Origin of the sequence: Blastococcus aurantiacus, from assembly GCF_900102425.1 — a bacterium.
GTDB lineage: Bacteria > Actinomycetota > Actinomycetes > Mycobacteriales > Geodermatophilaceae > Blastococcus > Blastococcus aurantiacus.
Map to the genome: position 1 here is coordinate 48,474 of NZ_FNBT01000004.1, position 23,341 is coordinate 71,814.

Genomic DNA, 23,341 nt, shown 5'->3' on the forward strand with positions numbered 1-23,341 from the left:
CGGGTGGTCAGCGGAGGTCGAAGCCGAGGTCGAGCACGGGCGCGCTGTGGGTGAGCGCGCCGACCGCCAGGTAGTCGACGCCGGTCGCCGCCACCTCGGCCGCGCGGGACAGCTCGAGCCCGCCGCTGGCCTCCAGTCGCACGCCGGTGCCGCGTACCAGGCCGACCGCGGTGCGGGTGTCGGCGGTGGAGAAGTTGTCCAGCAGCACCAGCTCGACACCGGCCGCGATCGCCTCCCGCACCTGGTCGAGCGTGTCGCACTCGACTTCGAGCGGGATGTCCGGCGCCGTCGTCCGCACCGCTGCGACCGCCGCCGCGATGCCCCCCGCGGCAGCGACGTGGTTGTCCTTGACCAGGGCCGCATCGCCCAGTGCCATCCGGTGGTTGACCCCGCCGCCGCAGCGCACCGCGTACTTCTCCAGCGCCCGCAGGCCGGGCGTCGTCTTCCGGGTGTCGCGGACGGCCGCCCCGGTGCCCTCGATCGCGTCGGCCCATTGCCGGGTGAGCGAGGCGATGCCCGAGAGGTGGCAGACCAGGTTGAGGGCGGTCCGCTCGGCGGTGAGGAGCGACCGCGTGGGGCCGGTGACGGTGAGGACCGGCAGCCCCGGCTCGGTCGCCGCGCCGTCGGCCTCGTGCACGAGGACCTCGACCGCCGCGCCACCGACCAGGTCGAAGACGGCGGCGGCAACGTGCACCCCGGCGAGGACGCCGACGCTGCGCGGGGTCACGTCACCGGTGGCGACGGTGCCGGCCGGCACCGTGGACTCCGTCGTGACGTCCGGGCCGAACGCGAGGTCCTCGTCGAGGGCGGTGCGGATGATCCGCTCGACGGCGACCGGGTCCAGACCGTCGGCCTGCAGCGCCGCGGCCAGCTGGGGGCGCACGCTCATGCGACCACCTGCTCGTCGGCGCCGGCCTGGACCGGCACGGTGCGGGTGCGCAGGTGGCCGGTGCGGTCGAGCCGGTGCACCAGCCGCACCTGCCACTCCGGCCGGGTCTCGGGGACGTCGAGGCGCCGGTGGCAGCCCCGGCTCTCGGTGCGGGCGAGCGCGGCCGACGCGAGCAGGGTCGCCACCGTGTGCAGCGCCGTGACCTCGACCGCGGCCACGTCGAGCGGCGCGGCGCTCCGGTCGACGGCGGCGAGGGTCCGCACCAGCGCCGTCAGCCCCTCGGCGTCGCGGAGGACGCCGGCGTGCCGGGTGGTGGCCGCGGTGACCGCCGCGCGCGCCGCCGGGTCCACCGCGCCGGAGCCGGATGCGGGTGCGACGACCTCGGTGGGGGCAGGCAGGTCGGTGGCCAGCAGCTCGGCGCAGCGGCGGGCGGCGACGAGCCCCTCGGTGATCGAGTTCGAGGCAAGCCGGTTGGCGCCCTGGACGCCGGTGCACGCGACCTCGCCGACCGCGTAGAGGCCGGTCACGCTCGTGCGGCCGTCGAGGTCGGCGAGCACCCCGCCGCAGACGTAGTGGGCGGCCGGCACGACCGGCACCGGCTCGTGCGCCAGGTCCAGCCCGGCGTCACGGCAGGCCCGGACGATCCCGGGGAAGCGGCCCTCGAGGAAGTCCGCGCCGAGGTGCCGGGCGTCGAGGAAGACGTGGTCGGCGCCGGTCGAGCGCAGGGAGGCGGCGATGGTCGCCGAGACGACGTCGCGCGGGGCCAGGTCGGCGAGCGGGTGGGCGCCGGCCATGATCCGGTTCCCCTCGCCGTCGACCAGCACGGCGCCCTCACCCCGCACCGCCTCGGAGACCAGCGGCTGCTGCCCGCGGGCGCCGGCGCCGGTCCACAGCGCCGTCGGGTGAAACTGCACCAGCTCGACGTCGGCCACCTCGGCCCCGGCGCGCAGCGCGAGGGCCAGCCCGTCGCCGGTGGCCCCGGCGGGGTTGGTGGTGGCGGTGAACACCTGACCGAAGCCGCCGGTGGCCAGCACCACGGCACGGGCGCGCACGTCGGTGACGTCGAGCAGTGCGCCGCCGTCCCCGATGCGCGCGGTGCGCAGCCCACCGACCCGTCCGTCGGCCGTGAGCAGCGCGTCGAGGGCGACGGTGTGCTCGAGCACCGCGATGCCGCGGTCCCGGAGCGCCCCGGCGAGCGTCCGGGTGACCTCGGCACCGCTGGCGTCGCCTCCGGCGTGCACGATGCGGTCGCGGCTGTGCCCGCCCTCGCGGGTCAGCGCGGGCCGGCCGTCGGCGTCGAGGTCGAGGCGGGCGCCGAGTTTCTGGAGCTGCGCGATCGCGTCCGGCGCCTCGGCCACGAGCTCGCGGACGGCGGACTCGTCGCAGAGCCCGGCACCGGCGACGAGCGTGTCCCGCACGTGCAGCTCGGCGTCGTCGTCGGCACCGAGGACGGCGGCGAGGCCGCCCTGGGCCCACGGCGTGCTGCCCGCGCCCAGCTCGCCCTTGGTGACGACGGTGACCGTGCGCCCGGCCTCGGCCAGGGCGACGGCGGTCATCAGTCCCGCGGCGCCGCTGCCCACGACGACGACGTCGGTGACCTGCTCGCGTTCCGCATCCGGCAGCGGCAGCGCGGCGACGACGGTGGGCGCCAGGCTGGCGACCCGGTTGCGCACCTCACTCACCGACCGGCGACGGCGTGCCGATGGCAACCATGGCCTCGACCGCGGCGCGGGCCCGCGCGGCCACCTGCGGGTCGACGGTGACCTCGTCGCGGCCCTCGCGAAGGGCGCGCAGCAGCTTCTCCGGCGTCGACATCTTCATGTAGGGGCAGGCGGCGCGGGAGTTGACCGGCTCGAACGCGGTCGTCGGGTTGGCCTGCCGGAGCTGGTGCAGCATGCCGATCTCGGTGGCGACGAGCACGCGCTTCGCCGTCGTCCTCCGGGCCTCGTCGAGCATGCCGCCGGTGGAGAGGATGTGCACCCGCTCGCTGGGCAGCTGGCCGTCGGACACCATCCACAGCGCGCTCGTGGCGCAGCCGCACTCGGGGTGCACCAGCAGCTCGGCGTCCGGAGCGGCCTCGACGCTGGCGCGCAGGTCGGTGGGGGAGATGCCGGCGTGCACGTGGCACTCGCCCATCCAGATGCGCATGTTCTGCCGGCCGGTGACGCGCTGGACGTGCGCGCCGAGGAACTGGTCGGGCAGGAAGAGGATCTCGCGGTCGGCCGGGATCGACTCGACGACCTCGACGGCGTTGGACGAGGTGCAGCAGATGTCGGTCTCGCCCTTCACCTCGGCGGAGGTGTTGACGTAGGAGACGACGACGGCGCCGGGGTGCTCGGCCTTCCACGCGCGCAGCTGGTCGGCGGTGATGGTGTCGGCCAGCGAGCAGCCGGCGTTCGCGTCCGGCACGAGGACGGTCTTCTCGGGCGCGAGGATCTTCGCCGTCTCGGCCATGAAGTGGACGCCGGCGAACAGGATCGTGCTCGCCTCGCTGGCGGCCGCGAGGCGGGACAGCGCGAGCGAGTCGCCCACGTGGTCGGCGACGTCCTGGACCTCGGGCGCCTGGTAGTTGTGCGCCAGGATCACGACGTCCTTCTCGCGGGCGAGCCGGCGCACCTCGTCGCGCCAGTCCTGCCACTGGGCGGGGGTCCAGCCGGCTGCGGTGGGGGCGGGGAGCGTCGCGGTCACGGGGACCTCCATGCGAGTGGGTTTCTGACTATCAGGCGAAAACCTCGTGGGAAGACCCTAGCATTCCCGGCATGGGTTCCGTGTGGTCGTCGCCGGAGCGCCCGGCCTACCCGCACCAGGCGCTGGCGGTGGTGCTCCAGGTCCGGGCGCGGCGGCTGCACGCGATGCTCTGGGAGCGGCCGAACGAGCCCTTCGCCGGCGCCTGGGCGCTGCCGGGCGGTCCGCTGCTGGCCGACGAGACGCTCGGCGCCTCGGTGGCCCGCCAGCTGACGGCGAAGGTCGAGGTGTCCCACCTCGGCCACCTCGAGCAGCTGGAGACCCGCAGCGACCCCGGCCGCGATCCCCGCGGTCGGACGGTGGCCACCGCCTACCTGGGGCTCATCCCGACCCACGTCGACCCGGCGCTGCCCGACGACACCGCCTGGCACCCGGTCGACGACCTGCCGACGACGGCGTTCGACCACGGCTCGATCGTGCGGTCGGCGCTGGTCAGGCTGCGGTCGAAGCTCTCCTACACGAACGTCGGGTTCGCGCTGGCGCCGCCGGAGTTCACCGTCGCCGAGCTGCGCGAGCTCTACGTGGCCGCGCTGGGCTACGACGTCACCGCCACGAACCTGCAGCGGGTGCTGCTCCGGCGGGGGGTGCTGGAGCCGACGGGGGAGCAGGCGCCGCCCGGTCGCGCGGGTGGCCGGCCGGCGGCGCTCTACCGCTTCGTGACGCCGGAGCTGTCGGTCACCGATCCCTTCGCGGTGTTCCGCCCGCCGTCCCGGAGGCCGGGAAGCGAGGGACGGCGCGGCGGACTCGAGGGGTGACGGGGCGCCCGCGACGCCGCCCTCCTGGCGGGGCGGGGTCGAACGGGACGGTCACCGGACGAACCCCCGGCTGCGTCACGCGGCCGGGGGGGTTCGTCGTCGTCGGGGCTATCGCATCGGCGTGCCCGGGGGGCACACCGGCAGGTCCGGGAGCAGCGCCTTGCCGAGGGGACCGAGCAGGGTGCAGGTCACGCCCGCCACCGGCTCGACGACCTTCGGGGGCGCCGGCGCCGGCGCCGGCGCGGACGCCGGAGGCTTCGGGGGTGCCGGTAGCGGGAGGACGGGGAGCGGGAGCGGCAACGCGGGCGCCGGGGCGGCCGCCTGCGGGGGCACCGGAGCGGGTGCCGGAGCAGGAGCGGGCGCGGGTGCCGGCGGCTGACCGGCGGCCGCCGGGGGCGGGCTGTCGCCACCGTCGCCTGCGGGTGCGCCGTTCCCACCCGCCGGTGCGGGCGCAGGGGGCGCGGGCGGAGCCGGGGCCGGGGCTGCCGGCGGCGGAGCGCTGCTGCCGACCAGCACCGTGTCGCCGGAGGCAGCGGTCCGGTCGCCGACGCCGAGGGCCGGGCCGGGGGCCGCGGGGAAGCCCGAGCTGCCCGACGGGGCCGGAACGGGACTGCTCGTGTCGCCGAGCAGCGGCAGGGAGTCCACCGGGACGCCGGTCGCGTAGGAGCGGGCCAGCGCGAGCACCTGGGCGACGTACTCGTCGGAGTGGTTGTAGGCGAACACCGCCCGGCGCTGACCGGCGTCGGTGCGCAGGTCGCCGCCGGCGGTGCACAGGTAGTTCGCCGACCCCAACGCGGCGTCGTCGATGTCGAACGGATCGGTCGTGCCGTTCCCGTCGGCGTCCACGGCGTAGGACCGCCAGGTGGTCGGGATAAACTGCATGGGGCCCACGGCGCGGTCGTACTGCGGGTCGTGGTCGAAGGCGCCGTCGTCGGAGTCGGCGATGAAGGCGAACTTCACGCCGTTCAGCGCCGGGCCACGGATCTCGGGGCTCGACGTGCCGTCGGCGTTGAGGACCGCGCCGCCGAAACGGCCGTGGTTGGACTCCACGCGGCCGATGGCGGCCAGCAGTGACCAGTCGATGCCGCAGCCGGGGTCGGAGGCGTTCATCCGTGTCGCGGCGACGCGGTAGGCGTTGAGGGCGACGTTCGGGATGCCGTTGTCCGCCAGGCCCGTGATCACCGCAGGCGTGGCCGGCTGGGGGCGGTCGACCTGGACCGGCAACGGCGGCAGGGTGATCGCGCCGGCGGGGGCGCCGCGGGAGAGGGCGGACGCCTCGGGTTCCTCGGTGCTGGTGAGGGCGTCGACCTCCTGCAGTTCGTCGCCGCCGCCGGTGGAGGCGCTGACTCCGCTGAACAGACCGGCGCAGCCGACGACCACCGCAGCCACCAGCACGCTCCGATGCCGGTTACGTGCCCCGCCCCCCGGCTGCTGCGAGTCTGCTCCCCGCGCACGCATCGACTTCCGCACTCGTCACTCCTGGTGGCGTCGCCGTACCGGTCCCCGTGGCGGAGGGCCGGTACCCGTGACGTGTGGTCCTAATCACATGCGTCCGGATCGAAGCCTGACCCGGGACGCCGGCGCAGTGCTCCGGCGTCCCGGGTCCTCGGTCAGCCCAGCTTGGCCTTGGCGTGCTCGCTGAACCGGCGCATGGCGTCGGCGGGCCCGATCTCCAGGAACGCGGTGGCCTCGTCCATCCGGGCCGTGTGCCCGGCCGGCCAGTAGTAGGCCTCGCCGGCACGCGTGACCTCCTCGGTGCCGTCGGCGCTCGTGAGCCGCACGGCGCCTTCCAGCACGACACCCCAGTGCGGGCTCGGGCAGCGGTCCCCTGGCAGGCCTTCCAGTACCGGGCTCATGTCCGTTCCGGCGGGGACGCGCGCGTAGCGCACGCCCATCTCGCCCCACTCCGTGTAGCGCGTGACCAGCTCGCCCTGGTGGACCTCGAGGGGCAGTGCGTCGAGCTCGGTGTTCATCGTGGCGTCCTCTCGTCGGATTCGGAGCCGGCCGTCCGCCGGTCACAGGAGGAGGCGGAACAAAACGTGTTCCGGGGGGAAGGACGACGCCCTGCCGTCAGGCGCGTTCCGCCTCTACGCTCGGACGCCCGGGCGGCGGAGGACCGATGGCGGTAGGCGGGCTCGACCAGGCGGATCGGGACGCCGCAGCCGGCACGGTGCTGATGCGTGGGGAGTGGGCCGCGGCCCTCGATGCGCTCCGGCGTCTCGGCGAGCAACGTCCCCTGACCGACGTCGAACTCGACATGCAGGCCCGGGCCGCCTACGGGGCCGGGGAGTTCGAGCTGGCCATCGGGTCCTGGGAACGGCTCTACGCCGTCCGCCAGGCCTCGGGGGACGACCCCGGGGCGGCCGCCACGGCAGCGACCATCGCCATGTACCTGATGATGGACACGGGTCTGATGGCGCCGGTGCGCGGCTGGCTCGCGCGCGCCGACAGCCTGTCCGCGGGCGCTCCGGAGTCGTCGACCTCCGCGTTGGTGGCGATGGCGCGGACCTACGAGCGGTTCATGTGCGGCGACATGCAGCGCGCCCGGACCTGGGCGCAGGTGGCGGTCGACGCCGGTCGGAGGCAGGCCGTGCCGCTGGCGGTGGCGCTGGGGCGCGTGGCGACGGCGCGCATCGTGATCCTGGACGGCGACGTCGACCGGGGGCTGGAGCTGCTCGACGAGGCGGCGGTCAGCGTCGTCTCCGGCGAGCTCGATGCCCTGGGCGCCGGAATGGTCTACTGCGAGCTGATCTGCGCCATGCAGGGGCTGGCCCAGTACGACCGGGCCGAGCAGTGGACCGAGGCCATGGATCGGTGGCGGTCAGGTGCCGCGTACGGCGGCATCAACGGCCGCTGCCGGGTGCACCGCGCGGAGATCCTCCGCTTGCGCGGCTCATGCGCGGAGGCCGAGCGGGAAGCGCTCGAGGCCTGCCGTGAGCTGCGCCCCTGGATGCGCTGGGAGTTCGGCTGGCCGCTCACCGAGCTCGGCATCATCCGGCTGCGCAAGGGCGACCTCGCCGGCGCCGAAGCAGCGTTCCTCGAGGCCCACGGGCATGGCTGGGATCCCCAGCCCGGCCTGGCACTGCTCCGGCTCGCCCAGGGTGACGTCGTGGCCGCGCGGACGCTCATCGACGACGCGCTCGAGCGCCCCTGCGCCGTGCCGTCGAAGGAGTGGCCGCCCTACGGCGAGCTGCGCACGGCGCCGCTGCTGGCCGCACAGGCCGAGATCGCGCTGGCCGCGGGCGACATCGCCACCGGCCGGTCGGCCGCGGGACGGCTCTCGGAGATCGCCACCACCTACCGCAGTCCTGCGCTGGCCGCCGCCGCATCCGTCGCGCACGGCCGGGTCGCGGTCGGCGAGGGCGATGCGGCGTCGGCCGTCCGGTGGGCCGAGGACGCGCTCGCCGGCTGGAGCGAGGTCGGCGCCCCGTACGAGTGCGCGTCGGCCCGCCTGGTCCTCGCCGGAGCTCACCGCCTCGCCGGCCGGGTCGACCGTGCAGCTCTGGAGGAGGAGACCGCCTGGGCGACGCTCGACCGGATCGGTGCTCGGACTGCCGGCCTCCCGCCGCGGGAGCCGCTGCCCGACGGCGGCCGGTGCGTCTTCCGCTTGGACGGCGACACGAGGACCGTCGTCTTCGGCGGCCGGGCGGTGCTGCTGCAGGACCTCAAGGGCATGCACCACCTGGCCCGGCTCCTGGCGGCCCCGGATCGCGAGTTCCACGTCCTGGACCTCGTCGTGGGCGAGGACGGCGAGGCCGCGCGTGCGGACGGCAACGACGCCGGGCCGGTGCTCGACGGGCAGGCGCGCGCTGCCTACAAGCGGCGTCTCGCCGAGATCGACGACGACCTGGACGAGGCAGCCGCCCGCGGCGACGCCGAGCGCGTGGCGCTGGCCCGGGCCGACCGCGACTACCTGGTCCGGGAGCTGGCCGGAGCCTTCGGACTCGGTGGTCGGCACCGGGTGATGGGCTCCCCGTCGGAGCGCGCACGAGCGAGCGTCACGCGCTCGCTGCGCTACTCGATCGTCCGGATCGCCCGGCACCATCCCGAGCTCGCCGATCACCTCACCCGGACCGTGCGCACGGGCACGTACTGCTGCTACGCGCCTGACCCTCGGATGGAGCTCCGGTGGGAGCTGTGACCGGTGCCGCGGGGCTGCGGCTCAGGTGGGGTCCAGCACGCCCAGGTGGGCCAGCAGCTGAGGACCGACGCCGTCCTGGCCGGCGACCGCGAGTTCGACGAGCTCGGTCAGCTGGGGGTCGCGATCGGCCGGGACGTCCTTGACCACAGCCGAACCGTCCTGCGGCCGGACGCCGCTGATGTGCACCACGCCGTTCTCGATCCGGACCTGGCCGTCGAAGCCGGGTTCCTGCACGTCCCACGTCCCGGTACCTGCCTGTGCGCTCATAGGCAGGTGCCTACCCGCGGAACGGGTCGTCGAGACCGCCCGTCGGGCGCGAGCTGCCCGGACGAGGAGAAGCGCGCCCGGCAGGATTCGAACCTGCGACCGTCGGATTAGAAGTCCGGTGCTCTATCCGCTGAGCTACGGGCGCTCGGTCGCCGATCATCGCATCGCCGGGTCACGCCGGGTTCGAGAGCGTGGCCGGCGTCGTCCACAGGGGTGGGACGGGTCCACAGATGCTCCTGACAGGGACCCGCCGGGCTGCTCGCCCCGCAGGGTCGGAGGACGCCGGCACCGCGCCGGTCGCGCCCTCCGGCGCAGCACATCCGAGGAGCACCGTGAACGACACCACCGTCACAGTCGTCGGCAACGTCGTCGACTCACCCCGACGCGTCAGCCTGGAGAACGGCGCCGTCACCAACTTCCGCATGGCCTCGACCGCCCGCCGCTACGACAGCGCCACCCAGCAGTACGTCGACTCCGGCACCCTCTGGGTCGACGTCGAGTGCTGGGGGTCGCTGAGCGGCAACGTCGCGGCCAGCATCAGCAAGGGCGACCCGGTCATCGTGCAGGGGGCGCTCACCACGCACAGCTGGGAGTCCGAGAGCGGGCCGCGCAGCAAGCCGCGCATCCGTGCGTTCGCGGTGGGGCCGAACCTGTCGCGGGGCACCGCCGAGTTCAGGCGGGACCGGTCCCGCCTGCCCGCCGAGACCGTCGACCGGACGACGGGGGAGATCGCCCCCGAGGCCGGCGAGCCGCAGGACGAGCGCTTCACCGGCGCGTCGGCGGAACCGAGGGCCGGGCGGGACTACTCCGGGGACGACGCGGCGTTGGACCGGGCGGACGCCGACGACTCCTCCCTGGTGCCCGCGCACGCATAGCGGTTGCCCGGGCTGGGAGGATCGGGGGTGAGAACGCATGGGGGCCGGGCCGGGGACGCCGGCCCGCCCCCCGCACGCGACACGACGGAAGGCTCCGAAGCCCAGTGGCTCAGTACATCTACACGATGGTCCGCGCGCGCAAGGCGCACGGCGACAAGGTGATCCTCGACAACGTCACCCTGTCGTTCCTGCCCGGCGCGAAGATCGGCGTCGTCGGCCCGAACGGCGCCGGCAAGTCGACGGTCCTGCAGATCATGGCCGGCATGCAGCAGCCCTCCAACGGTGAGGCGACGCTCGCGCCGGACGCGACGGTCGGCATCCTGCTGCAGGAGCCGCCGCTCAACGAGAACCTCGACGTGCGCGGCAACGTCGAGGAGGCCGTCAAGCCACTGCGCGACGCCCTGACCCGCTTCGAGGAGGTCAGCGCGGCGATGGGCGAGCCCGACGCCGACTTCGACGCGCTGATGGCCGAGCAGGGCGAGCTCATGGAGGTCATCGAGCAGAACGACGGCTGGGAGCTCGACGCCCGCATCGAGCAGGCCATGGACGCGCTGCGCTGCCCGCCCGGCGACGCCGACGTCACCGTCCTCTCCGGTGGTGAGCGCCGCCGGGTCGCGCTGTGCAGGCTGCTGCTCGAGGCGCCGGACCTGCTGCTGCTCGACGAGCCCACCAACCACCTGGACGCCGAGAGCGTCGCGTGGTTGGAGCAGCACCTGGAGAAGTACGCCGGCACCGTCGTCGCCGTCACCCACGACCGGTACTTCCTCGACAACGTCGCCGAGTGGATCCTCGAGCTCGACCGCGGTCGGGCCTACCCCTACGAGGGCAACTACTCCACCTACCTCGAGACCAAGGCCGCCCGCCTGCAGGTCGAGGGGGCCAAGGACGCGAAGCGCGCCAAGCGGCTCAAGGACGAGCTGGAGTGGGTGCGCTCGGGCGCCAAGGCCCGTCAGGCCAAGAGCAAGGCCCGGCTGGCCCGCTACGAGGAGATGGCCGCGGAGGCCGACAAGTTCCGCAAGTTGGACTTCGAGGAGATCCAGATCCCGCCGGGCCCGCGGCTGGGCAGCGTCGTCGTCGAGACGAGCAAGTTGACCAAGGGCTTCGGCGACCGCGTCCTCATCGACGGGCTGTCGTTCACCCTGCCGCGCAACGGCATCGTCGGCGTCGTCGGCCCCAACGGCGCCGGCAAGACCACACTGTTCAAGATGCTGGTCGGCGAGGAGAAGCCCGACGAGGGCGAGATCAAGGTCGGCGAGACGGTCAAGCTCTCCTACGTCGAGCAGAGCCGCGGCGGCATCGACCCGAAGAAGACGCTGTGGGAGGTCGTGTCCGACGGCCTGGACCACATCAAGGTGGGCAACGTCGAGATGCCCTCGCGGGCCTACATCGCGGCCTTCGGCTTCAAGGGCCACGACCAGCAGAAGCTGGCCGGCGTGCTGTCCGGTGGCGAGCGCAACCGTCTCAACCTCGCCTTGACCCTCAAGCAGGGTGGCAATCTGCTGCTGCTCGACGAGCCGACCAACGACCTCGACGTCGAGACCCTCACCAGCCTGGAGAGCGCGCTGCTGGACTTCCCGGGCTGCGCCGTCGTGGTCAGCCACGACCGGTGGTTCCTGGACCGTGTGGCGACGCACATCCTGGCCTACGAGGGCGACTCGAAGTGGTTCTGGTTCGAGGGCAACTTCGACGACTACGAGAAGAACAAGGTCGAGCGGCTCGGCCAGGAGGCCACCCGGCCGCACCGGGCGACCTACCGCAAGCTCTCCCGCGACTGAAGAAGGACCCCCTCGCCCCCCACCGCTCGCGAGCTCGCGGTGGGCCCCTGCGAGGGGGCCGGTTCCAGTACGTCACCGACGGCCGGCCGGAGCACCCGCTCCGCGCCGGCCGTCGCCGTCCGAGGAACCGGGTGCCCGGCAGCGGCGTGTCTGGTGGGGCCCGCCGAGGTCTCCTACGCTTCGGCCACCTCGTCGCGCGCCGCGCGACCGCGACGGCCGACGGAGGACGCATGAGCCTGATGGGCCTGGCGCGGGCGGAGCGGGAAGACCTGCGCGACCTCCTCACCGGACTCAGCGAGGAGCAGTGGCGCACCCCGTCTCTGTGCGCCGGGTGGTCCGTCCACGACGTGGTGGCGCACATGCTCAGCTACGAGGAACTGGGCGCACGGCAGCTCGCGGAGCGCTTCCTCCGCGGGCGGTTGAGCGTCGACCGCGTCAACGACATCGGACTGCGCGAGTACGCGACGCGCACGCCGGCCCAGCTGATCGAGCTCCTGGACGACCACCTCGACCCGGCCGGCCTCACCGCCGGCATGGGCGGGGCGATCGCCCTGACCGACGGGATGATCCACCAGCAGGACATCCGCCGGCCCCTGGCGCTGCCTCGGACCATCCCCGCGGAGCGGCTGGTGCCCGCGCTGCGCACCGCCCTGTTCGCACCCACCCTGCTGGGCGTGCTCCGCGTGCGGGACGTCCGGCTCGTGGCCACCGACATCGACTGGACCTTCGGTCGCGGCCCCGAGGTCCGAGGGACGGGCGAGGCGATCCTCATGACGGTGGCCGGCCGGCGGGCCGCCGTCGTCGACCTGTCCGGCCCCGGACAGGCGCGCATCGCCCAGCGCGTGGGCGGCTGAGGCCGCCTCAGCCGGTTCCGAACCGGAGCACGAAGCGGCGCTGCCATCGGGTCTCGACCGCCCGCGGCCGGTAGCGGCGGCGCACGAACGCCACGGCGTCCTCGGCGGGGACGCCGTCCAGCACGGCCAGGCAGGCCAGCGCCGTGCCGGTGCGGCCCGTGCCGCCGCGGCAGGCGATCTCCACGCGTTCCCCGTCGGCCCGCTCCCAGGCCTCGGTCAGCGCCCGCCGCAGCTCCCGGTCGTCGGCCGGCAGGCCGAAGTCGCGCCAGCGGACCCACTGCTGCTCCCAGCCGGGGTCTGCGGGCCGGCGCCCCAGCAGGTACACGCCGAACTCCGGGGGCGGCTCCGGTGGCGCGCTGCGCAGCCCGCGGCCCAACACCCGCCGCCCCGAGGGCAGGGTGACCACGCCCGGCAGGTCGGGTGGCCAGGGATCGCCCATCGGGCCACGGTAGGACGGCCGGCGAGGTCCGTGCGAGAGGTCGCGGCGCCGTACGGCATGGTGGCGGTGTGAGGCACACCGCTGCGGTCCCGATGCGCTGGTCGGACATGGACGCCTATCAGCACATCAACAACGTGGCCTTCCTCGGCTACTTCGAGATGGCCCGCATCAGCCTGTTTCGCGAGCAGCCCACGCACGACCTGCGGACCGGGAGGCAGCGCGGGCTGATCGTCGCCGCGCACGAGATCGCCTACAAGCGCCAGGTCGTCTACTCGTCGACGCCGCTACAGGTCGACGTGTGGATCACCGACGTCCGCGCGGCCACCTTCCTGTGCCGCTACGAGCTCTTCGACCACGGGAACCTCGCGGTCACCGGCAGCACGAAGATCGTGCCGTTCGACTTCGCCATCGCCCGGCCGCGCCGCCTCACGCCCGAGGAGAAGGAGTTCCTCGCCCGCTGGACCGACGAGCCGGCGGGCTGAGCGGCTCCGCAGGCCAACTGCGGCGAAAGTGGCCACTGGGGAGCGGCCCGCAACGCCATGTTCCCCGCAGTTGGCGAGGGCGAGCACCGCGCCGGCCCCGAGAACGCGACGACCCCCGGACACCGAGGTGTCCGGGGGTCGTGTGCGGCGGGGATCAGGCCTGGCGGGTCGCCTTCCACGCGGTGCCCAGCACCGCGGCGGCGACGCCGGCCTTCACGAGTCCACCGAGGATGAACGGGTAGAAGCCCGCGTCCAGTGCCTGGCTCGCCGACATGTCGGCCGAGACGGCCAGCCACGGAACGCCGACGGCGAAGATGACGGCCTGGCCGGCGATGAACAGCGGCACGGCCATGAGCGGGTTGCGGTCGGCGCCGTGGCGGGCGGCCATGCCGATGAGGACGGCGGCGGGGATGAAGCCGACGACGTAGCCACCGGTCGCACCGAAGACGACGTCGACGCCGCCGCTGGCCTCCGAGTAGAACGGCAGCCCGACCAGGGCGCAGGCCATGTAGGCCACCTGGACGGCGACGCCCCGCACCGGGCCCAGCGCGGCGGCGGTGAGCACGACCGCCAGCGTCTGGCCAGTGATCGGCACCGGCGAACCGGGAACCGGCACCGAGACCTGCGCCAGGGCGGCCGTGAGCAGCACACCGAGCGCCACGAGGACGACGTTGCGCGCGCGCACGGCGGGCACCAGGTCGGCGAGAACGAGCGGGCGCAACGGCTGCGCGGGCATCGAAGCGGTGGCCACGAATCCTCCTGAACGGCGGGCGAGCGTCGGCCGCACGGCCGGCGCTCCGGATCACGGGAGAGTCTGCACTACGGCCCTCCCGCCCGCGTCACCCACCGGCTGCCCTCCGGTTCAGGCCACCAGCCACGCCGCGGCGTCCGAGGGCAGCTCCCCGCCCTCGACGTCCGTGCTCGCCAGCAGCACGGTGCCCTCCGGCAGCGGCACCGCGGTCCCCGAGAGGTTCAGCAGGCACACGAGGCCACCGGGACGGCGGAACGCCAGGCATCCGTCGGGTGCCGGTAACCAGGTCAGCTCCTCGCCCCCGAACGCCGGCGAGGACGCGCGGAAGGCCAGCGCCGCGCGGTACAGCGACTGCATCGATGCAGGTCGGGCAGCCTGTGCTTCCGCCGTGAGGTCCGCCCAGCCCTCCGGCATGGGGAGCCAGGTGTCGGCACGCGAGGAGAACCCGTACGGCGGCTCGCTGCCCGACCAGGGCACCGGGATGCGGCAGGCGTCGCGCCCCCGCTCGGTGCCGCCGGAGCGGAACCAAATGGGGTCCTGCAGCGCCTCGTCGGGCAGGTCGACGTCGGGCATGCCGAGCTCGTCGCCGTTGTAGAGGTAGGCCGCCCCCGGCAGGGCGAGCTGCAGCAGCGCGGCCGCCCGCGCCCGGCGGGTGCCGAGCTCCCCGCCGCCGTACCGGGTCACGTGCCGCGGGCGGTCGTGGTTGGACAGCACCCAGCACGCCGGGGCGGGCGTGCCCTCGACCGCGGCCAGCGAGTGCACGATCGCGTCACGCAGGGCGGTCGGCGTCCACTCCGCCGTCAGCAGCTTGAAGTTGAACGCCAATTGCAGCTCGTCCGGACGCAGGTACTGGGCCAGCCGCTCGTCGTCGGAGACCCACACCTCGCCCACGGCCATCCGGCCGGGGTACTCCTCGAGCACCGAGCGGATCCGCCGGTGAACGACGTGGACGCCGTCCTGGTCGAACCGGTGGTCGCCGGGGCCGTGGTCGTCGAGCAGCCCGGTGTCCTCCATCGGCACCATGTCCGGGAGCCCCTCGGGCTTGGCCATGCCGTGCGCGACGTCGATGCGGAAGCCGTCGACCCCGCGGTCCAGCCAGAAGCGCATCGTCTCCTCGAGGTCGGCGACCACCTCGGGGTCCGCGAAGTTCAGGTCGGGCTGCTCGGGGGCGAAGATGTGCAGGTACCACTGGCCGTCGGGCACCCGCGTCCACGCGGGGCCGCCGAAGACCGACGGCCAGTTGTTGGGTGGTTCGCTCCCGTCCGGCCCGCGCCCGTCGCGGAACAGGTAGCGCGCCCGCTCGGGCGAGCCGGGGCCCGCGGCCAGGGCCGCCTGGAACCACTCGTGGTCGTGGGAGCTGTGGTTGGGGACCAGGTCGATGGTCACGCGGATGCCGAGGGCGTGGGCCTCGGCGAGCAGCGCGTCGAACTCCGCCAGGTCGCCGAAGACGGGCTCGACGTCGCGCGGGTCGGCCACGTCGTAGCCGTGGTCGGCCATCGGGGAGGGGTAGAACGGCGTGATCCACAGCGCGTCGACGCCGAGGTCGCGCAGGTAGGTCAGCCGTCCGCGCAGCCCGGCCAGGTCGCCGACGCCGTCGCCGTTCCCGTCCGCGAAGCTGCGGATGTAGACCTGGTAGAAGACGGCCTCCCGCCACCAGTCGGCGGGCAGGGTTGTCGGTTCCGGGGACACCGGACTCCTCGAGGTCGTGGGGCGTGCGGGTCGGACCGGAGCCCGGACCTCAGGGCGTGAGGTCGCTGCCCGCGTCGGCGGGGAAGCGGTTCTGCATGCTGCGTGCGGCCATCGCCAGGTAGCCCCACAGCGTCGCGTCCTGCTCGGGCGGCAGGTCCAGCGAGTCGACGGCGTCGCGCATGTGCCGCAGCCAGGCGTTGCGCTCGGCCGGGCCGATGGCGAAGGGCGCGTGCCGCATGCGCAGCCGCGGGTGCCCGCGCTCGTCGGAGTAGGTCGTGGGGCCGCCCCAGTACTGCTCGAGGAACCGGCGCAGGCGCGTCTCGGCGCCCTCCCAGTCGTCCTGCGGGTACAGCGGCGCGAGCACCGGGTCGGTGCGGACGGCGGCGTAGAACCGGGCCACGAGCCGCTCGAAGGTGGCGTGCCCGCCGACCTCGTCGTAGAAAGCGGTCCGCTCCGACGGCGACCGCCTCGACTCGCTCATGCCCCCGGTGCTCCTTCGGTGTCGATTCCGGCGGACGTCCCCTGCGTCCGCCGATAGGCAAGCAGCGCCGGGGCGACGGCGATCATTCCGACCCCACCGCACAGGGCCAGCACGCTGCTGGGCGCCACCCCCTCCGCGGCGAGCCCGGCGGCCAGCGCACCCAGCCCTTGGACGCCGTAGAGACCGCTGACCGCGACGCCGAACGCGCGCCCGCGGAAGGCCGCCGGAGTCGCCTGCACGAAGGAGATGTTCAGCGGGATGAGCCAGGAGGAGCCCAGCCCCGACAGGAACAGCAGCGCGAGCAGCGTCGAGAACGACGACCAGCTCCCGCCCACCAGCGAGACCACCAGCCCGCCGGCCAGCAGCGGGACCAGGGAGAGGAGCACCAGCGGGGCGACGAGCCGCTCGCGGCGATCCCGTGGCACCAGCCGGCCCAGCAGCAGCCCGCCGACGACCACGCCGGCGGGGTTGGCCGCCAGCAGCACCCCGACCGCCATGCTGCCTCCGCCCAGCTGCGCGGCCAGCGGGACGGCGACGCCCTCCCAGGCGTTGCCGAAGAGGGCGGCCACCCAGAGGACGGCGATGATCGCCAGCATCCGGCGGGTGCCCCGGATGAAGCGCAGGCCCTCGGCCGTGTCCCGCCACAGCGAGCCGGTGGTCTGCCCCGGAGCGGGACGGCGCTCGAGGCGTGCCGACAGCCACAGCGCCGAGATGGCGAAGGTGGCCGCGTCGATGCCCAGCGCCAGCGAGGGGTCGACGGCGACCAGCGCCCCGCCGACGAGGAACCCCGCGACCTGGGCCACCTGCAGCGTGACCGTCGTCAGCGACGTGGCGAGGGCGTAGCGCTCGCCGTCGAGCACATCGGCCATGAGCGCCGAGCGGGCCGACTCGAACGGGGGCGCGCACAGCGAGACCAGCAGCAGCAGGCCCAGCAGCACCGGCAGGGGCATCCCCGGGACGGCCATGAGCGCCAGGAGCGCGGCGCGGGCCGTGTCGGTGGCGATGAGCACCCGGTGCCGGGGCAGCCGGTCGGCCAGCGTGGACAGCAGCGGACCGCCGATCAGCCACGGGAAGTGGCTGATGGCGAAGGTCAGCGCGGACAGCAGCGGGGAGTTGGTGCGCTGGTAGACGAGCACGGTCAGGGCGACGCGGGCCAGCTCGTCGCCCGCCGTCGACAGCAGGAACGTGCCGAACAGGGGCCGGAACTCCGGCACGGCGAAGACCTCGCGGTACGTGGCCGGGCGGGAGAAGCCGGTGGGGTCGGTGTCCGACGCGGTGGCGGTCACCGGCACCACGACCCGCGGGCCGACGGCCCGGACGGGGCAGCCGGGCGAGCGTCCATGCGCCCTCCGCATCCCTCGGCGCGAGCCGCCGAGCGTTCCTCGGCCACGGTTAGTGACCTGTCCATCACCGAAATACTCTCAGGCGTCGGCCGCGATGTCAGCGAGGGGCGCCGGACGCGTCCCCCCGGGGGAGCAGACCGGTGTGTCGAGCGAGGAACGCGAGCTGATCGGCGGCCAGCCCCACCGTCCGGCTGACCGCCCGGGCCCCGTGGCCCACCGAGACCTCGCGCCGCAGCACGATCGGGGCCTCGGCGCTGGTCGCGTGCTGCAGCGCGGCGGCCAGCTTGCGGCCGTGCAGGGGGTGGACGCGGGTGTCGGACTCGAACGTCGTGATGAGCACCGCCGGGTACGCCGTCCCCTCGCGGACCGCGTGGTACGGCGAGTAGCCCAGCAGCCAGCCCAGCTCCGTGGGGTCCTCGGCGGTGCCGTACTCGTCGTTCCAGGTGCGGCCGAGCCCGAACAGCTCGTACCGCACCATGTCCAGCAGGGGCGCGCTGCAGACGACGGCGGCGGCGAGGTCGGGCCGCTGGGTCAGGGTCGCCCCGACCAGCAGTCCGCCGTTCGAGCCGCCGAAGATCCCGAGCTGCTCGTGGGTCGTCCAGCCCTGGGCGACCAGGTGCTCACCCGCGGCGGCGAAGTCGTCGAAGACGTTCTGCTTGCGTTCCCGCATGCCGGCCCGGTGCCACTCCTCGCCGTGCTCGGACCCGCCGCGGAGGTTGGCGACGGCCCAGACGCCGCCGGCGGCGACCCAGGACAGCGCCTGCGCGCTGTAGGCGGGCGTGAGGGAGACGTTGAAGCCGCCGTACCCGTAGAGCACCGACGGCCGCGGGGTGTCCGGGGTGCCGGTGCCGGAGAGCACGAACATGTGCACCGGCGTCCCGTCGGCCGAGGTCGCGTGCGTCTCGACGACGGTCAGCTCCGGGACGGCGCCGGCCACGGCCGCCCGCTCCCAGTCCTCCAGCCCCGCCCCGGAAGCGGCGTCCCAGCGCAGCACCGACGGCGGAGTGGCGTAGTCGGTGTAGCCGATCCACGCCTCGGATCCGCCCTCGGGCCGGGAGACGACGCCGGAGATGCTGCCGCTGCCGGGGGCGGGCACCTCGCCGATCCGGCCCGAACCGTCCGCCGCCCAGACCGAGAGCCGGTCGGTGGCGTCCACCGCGTGCACGGCCAGCACCTGCAGCGCGCCGTCGGGGCCGTCCACCAGGGTGACGTCGGACAGCACCGCGCCGTCCTGCTGCGGGACGACGTCGCGCCACGCCTCGGGTGCCCAGGTGGCGGGGTCGGCGGGGTCGGCGACGGCGAGCCTCCAGCGCGGTGTGCCCCGGTCCGACATCAGCCACAGCCGGCCGTCACGGGCCACCCACGCCGAGGTCTGCGCGTCCACGCCGACCTGCAGCTCGCGCAGGGCGCCGTCACCGGTGAGGTCGGCCAGCCACACGTCGTCCCGCGGGGCGGTGCCCACCGATCGGGAGACGACCAGCCAGCGGCCGTCGCGGCTGGTGTGCACGCCGAAGTAGCTGGCCGGGTCGCTGCCCTCGCCGTGCACCAGGACGTCGTCGCCGGGGTCGGACCCCACGCGGTGGCGCCACACGCGGCGGTGGAACTGCTCCTCGCCGGCGGGCACCTGGTCGGGAGCGAGCCGGCGGACGTAGAACAGCTCCTCGCCGCCGGGGAGCCAGCCCACGGGGGAGTAGCGGCAGCGGTCGACCGGGCCGTCGAGGATCTCGCCGGTGGCGACGTCGAGGACGTACAGCCGCGACTCCTCGTCGCCGCCGGTGGAGAGCTGGTAGGCCAGCCGGTCGCCCTCGATCGACGGCGACCACGCGTCCAGCGTCGTGGTGCCGGCGGGGTCCAGGGCCATGGGGTCCACCAGCACGCGGACCGACCCGTCGGCCTCGGTCACCCGCAGGACGCCGTGCTCCTGGCCGGGGTCGCGGCGGGTGGAGAACGCCCGCGCACCCCGCCAGACCGGCAGCCCCACCGACCCGGCGTGGACGAGCTCCTCCATGCGGGCGGCGAAGGCGGCGCGCTGCGGCAGCCCGCCCAGCACCTCCGCGGCCAGCGCGTCCTGGGCCTCGCTCCACGCGACGGTGCGCGGGTCCTCGGCGTCCTCCAGCCAGCGGTAGGGATCGGCGACGGGGTGTCCGTGCAGGTCCTCGACGAGGTCGAGCCGCGGGGCCTCGGGGTAGCGCATCGATCCCACGGTAGCGGCGGACCGGAGCGCCGCTACCGGATCGTCGCGAAATCCAGCAGCGCCGATCGGCCGTTCTCGGGTCAGAATGGGGCAGCCCGCGGGTCTCGGAGCCACCGGCGGTCCGCGGCGACCGGAGGTGATCCGTGCTGCGCGCCGCGTCCGGGTCGACGACGGAGGGTCACCCAGGCCCGCGCCGCGACCCCTCCCGTCCATCGGTCCTGCCCGTGCCCTCGCCCGGGACGACCAGCGCCACGCTGCTGCTCAACGCCACGTTCGAGCCGCTGTGCGTCGTGTCCAGCCGCCGGGCCATCGTCCTGGTCCTCGCCGACAAGGCGGTGCCCGTCGACTCGGCGTCCGACGTCGTGCACGCCGCGACCGTCAGCCTGGCGGTGCCCGTGGTCGTCCGGCTGACCCGCTACGTGCGGGTGCCCTACCCCTCGTCGGTCCCGCTGTCGCGGCGCGCGGTCTTCACCCGTGACGGGCAGACCTGCGTCTACTGCGGCGGCTCGGCCACGAGCATCGACCACGTCGTCCCGCGCAGCCGGGGCGGCACGCACACCTGGGACAACGTCGTCGCCGCCTGCCGCCGGTGCAACCACACCAAGGCCGACCGTTCGCTGGCCGAGCTCGGCTGGTCGCTGCCGCAGCCGCCGCGCACGCCCACCGGTGCCGCGTGGCGGCTGCTCGGGCACCGCACGGTCGACCCGCGCTGGCGCGAGTGGCTCGGCATGCCCGAGAGCGTGAGCGCATGACTTCACCGGGGACCGCGCGGCTGCTGTGGAGCCTCGCCGAGCCGTTCCACGCGCTCACGTACTTCGCCGACGAGGCCGCTGCCGCCTTCGCGTCTGCCGGGCTGCGCGGCTTCTGGTCGGGCTACTTCGCCGGCCGGGCGGCGCCCTTGGGCGCCGTCGGTCCGGAGGTGGTCACCGCGACCTTCGTGAACTTCGCGCCGGACTTCGTGGCCCGCCGGGTGCCGGCGGTGTGGGAGTCGGTGACCCCGGCGGCCGCGCTCGAGGCCCGGCTGGCCGGGGTGGACGGCGCGATCCGCCGGGTGCTCGGCGACGAGTGGACGGCGTCGGACCCGACCGTCGAGGCGATGGAGCTGGCCGCGACCGCGGCGGCCGCCGTCGACGCACCCGGCCGCCCGCTGGCCGCCGCCAACACCGCGGTGGTCGTCCCCGGTGAGCCGCACCTGGTGCTGTGGCAGGCGCTGACCACCCTGCGCGAGCACCGCGGCGACGGCCACACCGTCGCGCTGGTGACCCGGGAAATCGACGGCGTCCAGGCGCACGTGCTCGCAGCGGCGGCCGGCCGGTCCGCCCGCGCGTGGCTGCAGAAGGCGCGCGGCTGGGACGACGCCGCCTGGGACGACGCCGAGCAGCGGCTGGTCGACCGCGGCTGGCTGGCCGGCGGTGAGCTGACCGCGCAGGGTTTGGCCATGGTCACCGCGATCGAGGCCGACACCGACCGGCTGGCCCTCGGGCCGTGGCAGGCGCTGGGCGCCCAGGGCTGCGACCGGCTGGCCGAGCTGCTGCGGCCGGTGCGCCGCGCCGTCGTCACCGCTGGGCTGTGGCCGGCGGGCAATCCCATCGGCGTTCCGGAGCCCGACTGACCCGCTCCCCGCGGCGACCCGACGGCTGGCAACTCCTGCGCAGAACCGCGGGTTGTGCCCGCTCGAGTCGTCACATGTGTGTCACTTCACGTTGTACGCGTGTCGCGGCGTCGGCGAGATGTGACCCGGGCGCTAGCTTCCGCATCGATCAGTGCCGACGGGGTGCTGCGCTCGCCGGAAGGCACTGTCATGTCCACCAGCACCGGGTCGCGCCGGCGGCGCGCCCAGCTCCTCGCATGCGCCGGCGTGGGCGCTCTCACGGCCCTCGTCGGCACCGCGTCCCCGGCCGTCGCCGCTGACGGCATCACCGTCCCGCTCGAGCCGGAGGACATCATGGTCTCCGCCGTCCCGGTGGAGAACTACGGCGGCGATCTCGACTCGATGCGGGACCCGTTCGCCGAGCCCGTCGAGGAGCCGGAACTCGTACGGGTGCCGGTGCGGTACAGCGGGACGATCACGGTGGACCTGCCGGCCGAGTTCGACGGCTCCGCGGCCACCGCCGAGCTCGTCTTCGACGACAACGAGGACGGAATCCCGGAGGCGACGTACTCCTCCCGCTTCGCAGCGGCCAACCCGAACCGGCTCCTCATCGCCCCGTCGGCGGGGACCGTGACGGTCACCCTGCCGGCCGACGACCCGATCGCCGGCGACGCCGCCCGGCTGAGCGTCTCGAAGCTCACCTCGACGTTGGGCCCGGCCTTCGGCGATGTCTACGACGTCATCGACTACGAACTCGGGTTCGACCCCGCCGCGCCCACGACGCGGACGGTGGAGCCCCTGCTGGACGCCACGTCGCAGGTGCCGTGCGGCCTCTACGAATTCAGCAACTGCCCGATCCCCACCCCGGCGGCCCCCGGGTCACCGGTCACGCTCGTGCTCACCCCGGGCTCCGCGCTGCGCGAGCTGGGCCTCAGCGACCTCACCGGTGTCCGGGTCGCCATGGCGCAGTTCGACGAGGAGGACTACGACGTCGGGCCGATCGTCGAGATGGACGTGGCGGTCACCGGGTCGACGGCCCGCTTCGTGCTCCCCGCGGACACCGAGCCGGGCGCGCACCACCTGGTCGTGGTGCAGGAGACCCCGACGGGCGGGTACTCGACGGTCCTCGCCGAGCTGACCGTCGAGGCCCGTGCCGTCGAGCCCGTCGTCGAACCCGCCGCCGGGCCCGCGGCCGAGCCGGCCGCCCCCGCGTCCAATGCCGGACTGCGGTCGAACACCGGCGTGCACCTGCCGGAGGCCGGCGGGTCCGACGGGATCGCCGTCGCGGCCGGTGCCGGGATCCTGCTGATGGCCGGTGTCGGCGCCGCCGTCGCCCGCGGCCGGCGCCGGCCCGCGGCCGAGGGTGGCACGTGCGAGGTCTGACCGGGCCGTCCCGCCGGTCGGTCGTGGGCGCGGGGCTCGTCGCGCTCGCGGTGACCGGCGGGGCGGTGCTGGCGATCGGGCTGCAGGGCAGCGAGCCCGCGGCCGCTGCGCCGCCGTCCGCCGCCTCCTCCCGGTCGGCCGACCCCGCCCCGAGCGCTACCTCCACCGCGCCCGCGCCACCCGCCGAGGACGCGCAGCCCGCGCTGCCCACCGCGGGTGCGGCGCTGCCCACGCCGTCCTCGGACGTGCACGTCGTCGTGCCGACCCTGGGGCTGGACCTGCCGGTGCTGCCCCTGACTCCGCGCGACGGCGCCATCAACCCGCCCACGCTCACCGCGGCTTACTGGATCGAGCCCTACGGCGACCCGGTCGGCGCCGCCGACGAGGCGGACAACACCCTCTACCTGGCCGCCCACTCCACGAACACGGGGCGGTACGGCTTCGACCCGCTGCTCGACGACGACGGCGACAGCACGCTGGGCGCCGGCGACGTCGTCGAGGTGAGCACGCCGGGCGGCACCGTCGCCTACACCGTCGAGCGCACGGAGCGCTACGACAAGGACGAGCTGCCGGACGCCGCGGAGGTGTGGGCGGCCGTCCCGGGCCGCCTGGTGCTCATCACCTGCACGCAGGAGGACGGCGGACGCTCGACGGAGAACCTGGTGGTCGTCGCGCGGTCCTGATCCC

The 23,341-nt window shown here is 74.6% G+C and carries 22 protein-coding genes and 1 tRNA gene; 10 read left to right on the forward strand and 13 right to left on the reverse strand.

The window, feature by feature from the left end:
- Positions 1–7 precede the first annotated feature (7 nt).
- Genes nadC through nadA form a run of 3 tightly spaced genes read right to left on the reverse strand, consistent with a single transcriptional unit; the run spans position 8 to position 3,577 of the window.
- Complete coding sequence (gene nadC / locus BLS70_RS08955; protein WP_091766229.1) at positions 8–889, reverse strand: carboxylating nicotinate-nucleotide diphosphorylase; 882 nt, start codon at positions 887–889, stop codon at positions 8–10.
- Positions 886–2,571, reverse strand: a complete 1,686-nt coding sequence (locus BLS70_RS08960) for an L-aspartate oxidase (RefSeq protein ID WP_218122348.1) — start codon at positions 2,569–2,571, stop codon at positions 886–888. Before BLS70_RS08960 ends, nadC begins: the two co-directional genes overlap by 4 nt.
- Positions 2,564–3,577 (reverse strand): quinolinate synthase NadA, encoded by a 1,014-nt coding sequence (gene nadA, locus BLS70_RS08965; RefSeq protein ID WP_218122349.1) that lies wholly within the window; start codon positions 3,575–3,577, stop codon positions 2,564–2,566. Before nadA ends, BLS70_RS08960 begins: the two co-directional genes overlap by 8 nt.
- 71 nt (positions 3,578–3,648) lie before the next feature.
- Here nadA and BLS70_RS08970 point away from each other — a divergent pair, with 71 nt between their 5' ends.
- On the forward strand, positions 3,649–4,389 hold the full coding sequence (locus BLS70_RS08970; protein ID WP_091766239.1) for an NUDIX hydrolase: 741 nt from the start codon (positions 3,649–3,651) through the stop codon (positions 4,387–4,389).
- A gap of 108 nt (positions 4,390–4,497) precedes the next feature.
- On the opposite strand, the gene BLS70_RS08975 is transcribed toward BLS70_RS08970, so the two are convergent.
- Positions 4,498–5,784, reverse strand: a complete 1,287-nt coding sequence (locus BLS70_RS08975) for a lytic transglycosylase domain-containing protein (protein WP_143030374.1) — start codon at positions 5,782–5,784, stop codon at positions 4,498–4,500.
- Positions 5,785–5,999: 215 nt separating this feature from the next.
- Positions 6,000–6,362 (reverse strand): cupin domain-containing protein, encoded by a 363-nt coding sequence (locus BLS70_RS08980; protein WP_091766245.1) that lies wholly within the window; start codon positions 6,360–6,362, stop codon positions 6,000–6,002.
- A gap of 146 nt (positions 6,363–6,508) precedes the next feature.
- On the opposite strand from BLS70_RS08980, the gene BLS70_RS08985 reads away from it, so the two are divergent.
- The gene (locus tag BLS70_RS08985) at positions 6,509–8,530 is read left to right on the forward strand and encodes a transcriptional regulator (protein WP_176946347.1); all 2,022 of its coding nucleotides are present in this window, start codon (positions 6,509–6,511) and stop codon (positions 8,528–8,530) included.
- A gap of 21 nt (positions 8,531–8,551) precedes the next feature.
- Here the strand turns inward: BLS70_RS08985 and BLS70_RS08990 are convergent, their stop codons facing one another.
- Both BLS70_RS08990 and BLS70_RS08995 read right to left on the reverse strand, forming a co-directional pair.
- Positions 8,552–8,797 (reverse strand): hypothetical protein, encoded by a 246-nt coding sequence (locus BLS70_RS08990; protein ID WP_143030375.1) that lies wholly within the window; start codon positions 8,795–8,797, stop codon positions 8,552–8,554.
- A 72-nt stretch (positions 8,798–8,869) separates the two neighbouring features.
- Positions 8,870–8,942, reverse strand: a tRNA-Arg gene (locus BLS70_RS08995).
- Positions 8,943–9,129: 187 nt separating this feature from the next.
- Between BLS70_RS08995 and BLS70_RS09000 the strand changes: the two genes are divergently transcribed.
- The 3 genes from BLS70_RS09000 to BLS70_RS09010 all read left to right on the forward strand — a co-directional run bounded on the left by BLS70_RS09000 (position 9,130) and on the right by BLS70_RS09010 (position 12,301).
- Positions 9,130–9,672 (forward strand): single-stranded DNA-binding protein, encoded by a 543-nt coding sequence (locus BLS70_RS09000; RefSeq protein WP_091766250.1) that lies wholly within the window; start codon positions 9,130–9,132, stop codon positions 9,670–9,672.
- 104 nt (positions 9,673–9,776) lie between these two features.
- Positions 9,777–11,447, forward strand: a complete 1,671-nt coding sequence (gene ettA, locus BLS70_RS09005) for an energy-dependent translational throttle protein EttA (protein WP_091766254.1) — start codon at positions 9,777–9,779, stop codon at positions 11,445–11,447.
- Between the two features lie 230 nt (positions 11,448–11,677).
- Positions 11,678–12,301 carry a maleylpyruvate isomerase family mycothiol-dependent enzyme gene (locus tag BLS70_RS09010; RefSeq protein WP_091766257.1) on the forward strand — a complete coding sequence of 208 codons (624 nt, stop codon included), beginning with the start codon at positions 11,678–11,680 and terminating at the stop codon, positions 12,299–12,301.
- A gap of 7 nt (positions 12,302–12,308) precedes the next feature.
- Here BLS70_RS09010 and BLS70_RS09015 read toward each other — a convergent pair whose 3' ends face one another.
- Positions 12,309–12,740 (reverse strand): protein-tyrosine phosphatase family protein, encoded by a 432-nt coding sequence (locus BLS70_RS09015; protein WP_091766260.1) that lies wholly within the window; start codon positions 12,738–12,740, stop codon positions 12,309–12,311.
- A 68-nt stretch (positions 12,741–12,808) separates the two neighbouring features.
- Here BLS70_RS09015 and BLS70_RS09020 point away from each other — a divergent pair, with 68 nt between their 5' ends.
- A complete protein-coding gene (locus BLS70_RS09020; RefSeq protein WP_091766263.1) occupies positions 12,809–13,222 on the forward strand; it encodes an acyl-CoA thioesterase in 414 nt (137 codons plus the stop codon).
- 154 nt (positions 13,223–13,376) lie between these two features.
- Here the strand turns inward: BLS70_RS09020 and BLS70_RS09025 are convergent, their stop codons facing one another.
- From BLS70_RS09025 to BLS70_RS09045, 5 genes are all read right to left on the reverse strand, one after another.
- Positions 13,377–13,973 (reverse strand): biotin transporter BioY, encoded by a 597-nt coding sequence (locus tag BLS70_RS09025; protein WP_218122350.1) that lies wholly within the window; start codon positions 13,971–13,973, stop codon positions 13,377–13,379.
- A gap of 111 nt (positions 13,974–14,084) precedes the next feature.
- On the reverse strand, positions 14,085–15,662 hold the full coding sequence (locus BLS70_RS09030; protein WP_091766265.1) for a glycoside hydrolase family 13 protein: 1,578 nt from the start codon (positions 15,660–15,662) through the stop codon (positions 14,085–14,087).
- Positions 15,663–15,711: 49 nt separating this feature from the next.
- Complete coding sequence (locus tag BLS70_RS09035; protein WP_091766267.1) at positions 15,712–16,143, reverse strand: globin; 432 nt, start codon at positions 16,141–16,143, stop codon at positions 15,712–15,714.
- Positions 16,140–17,429, reverse strand: coding sequence for an MFS transporter (locus BLS70_RS09040; RefSeq protein ID WP_255362343.1), 1,290 nt, complete (start codon positions 17,427–17,429; stop codon positions 16,140–16,142). The genes BLS70_RS09035 and BLS70_RS09040 overlap by 4 nt, the downstream gene beginning before the upstream one ends.
- A 154-nt stretch (positions 17,430–17,583) precedes the next feature.
- Positions 17,584–19,680, reverse strand: coding sequence for a prolyl oligopeptidase family serine peptidase (locus tag BLS70_RS09045; RefSeq protein WP_091767157.1), 2,097 nt, complete (start codon positions 19,678–19,680; stop codon positions 17,584–17,586).
- A gap of 224 nt (positions 19,681–19,904) precedes the next feature.
- Between BLS70_RS09045 and BLS70_RS09050 the strand changes: the two genes are divergently transcribed.
- The 4 genes from BLS70_RS09050 (at position 19,905) to BLS70_RS09065 (ending at position 23,337) form a co-directional block, all read left to right on the forward strand.
- Entirely contained in the window at positions 19,905–20,432 is a 528-nt protein-coding gene (locus tag BLS70_RS09050; RefSeq protein ID WP_091766273.1) for an HNH endonuclease, read from the forward strand.
- The gene (locus BLS70_RS09055) at positions 20,429–21,292 is read left to right on the forward strand and encodes an SCO6745 family protein (RefSeq protein WP_091766275.1); all 864 of its coding nucleotides are present in this window, start codon (positions 20,429–20,431) and stop codon (positions 21,290–21,292) included. The genes BLS70_RS09050 and BLS70_RS09055 overlap by 4 nt, the downstream gene beginning before the upstream one ends.
- A 189-nt stretch (positions 21,293–21,481) precedes the next feature.
- Positions 21,482–22,654 (forward strand): hypothetical protein, encoded by a 1,173-nt coding sequence (locus BLS70_RS09060; protein WP_091766278.1) that lies wholly within the window; start codon positions 21,482–21,484, stop codon positions 22,652–22,654.
- Positions 22,642–23,337, forward strand: coding sequence for a class F sortase (locus tag BLS70_RS09065; RefSeq protein WP_091766281.1), 696 nt, complete (start codon positions 22,642–22,644; stop codon positions 23,335–23,337). Before BLS70_RS09060 ends, BLS70_RS09065 begins: the two co-directional genes overlap by 13 nt.
- The last annotated feature ends 4 nt before the right edge of the window (positions 23,338–23,341 follow it).

Excerpts from the sequence above, each read along its gene's own strand:
- nadC (WP_091766229.1), bottom strand. The coding sequence starts at position 889 with ATGAGCGTGCGCCCCCAGCTGGCCGCGGCGCTGCAGGCCGACGGTCTG.
- BLS70_RS08970 (WP_091766239.1), top strand. The coding sequence starts at position 3,649 with ATGGGTTCCGTGTGGTCGTCGCCGGAGCGCCCGGCCTACCCGCACCAG.
- BLS70_RS08980 (WP_091766245.1), bottom strand. The coding sequence starts at position 6,362 with ATGAACACCGAGCTCGACGCACTGCCCCTCGAGGTCCACCAGGGCGAG.
- BLS70_RS08985 (WP_176946347.1), top strand. The coding sequence starts at position 6,509 with ATGGCGGTAGGCGGGCTCGACCAGGCGGATCGGGACGCCGCAGCCGGC.
- BLS70_RS08990 (WP_143030375.1), bottom strand. The coding sequence starts at position 8,797 with ATGAGCGCACAGGCAGGTACCGGGACGTGGGACGTGCAGGAACCCGGC.
- BLS70_RS09010 (WP_091766257.1), top strand. The coding sequence starts at position 11,678 with ATGAGCCTGATGGGCCTGGCGCGGGCGGAGCGGGAAGACCTGCGCGAC.
- BLS70_RS09015 (WP_091766260.1), bottom strand. The coding sequence starts at position 12,740 with ATGGGCGATCCCTGGCCACCCGACCTGCCGGGCGTGGTCACCCTGCCC.
- BLS70_RS09035 (WP_091766267.1), bottom strand. The coding sequence starts at position 16,143 with ATGAGCGAGTCGAGGCGGTCGCCGTCGGAGCGGACCGCTTTCTACGAC.
- BLS70_RS09045 (WP_091767157.1), bottom strand. The coding sequence starts at position 19,680 with ATGCGCTACCCCGAGGCCCCGCGGCTCGACCTCGTCGAGGACCTGCAC.
- BLS70_RS09055 (WP_091766275.1), top strand. The coding sequence starts at position 20,429 with ATGACTTCACCGGGGACCGCGCGGCTGCTGTGGAGCCTCGCCGAGCCG.
- BLS70_RS09060 (WP_091766278.1), top strand. The coding sequence starts at position 21,482 with ATGTCCACCAGCACCGGGTCGCGCCGGCGGCGCGCCCAGCTCCTCGCA.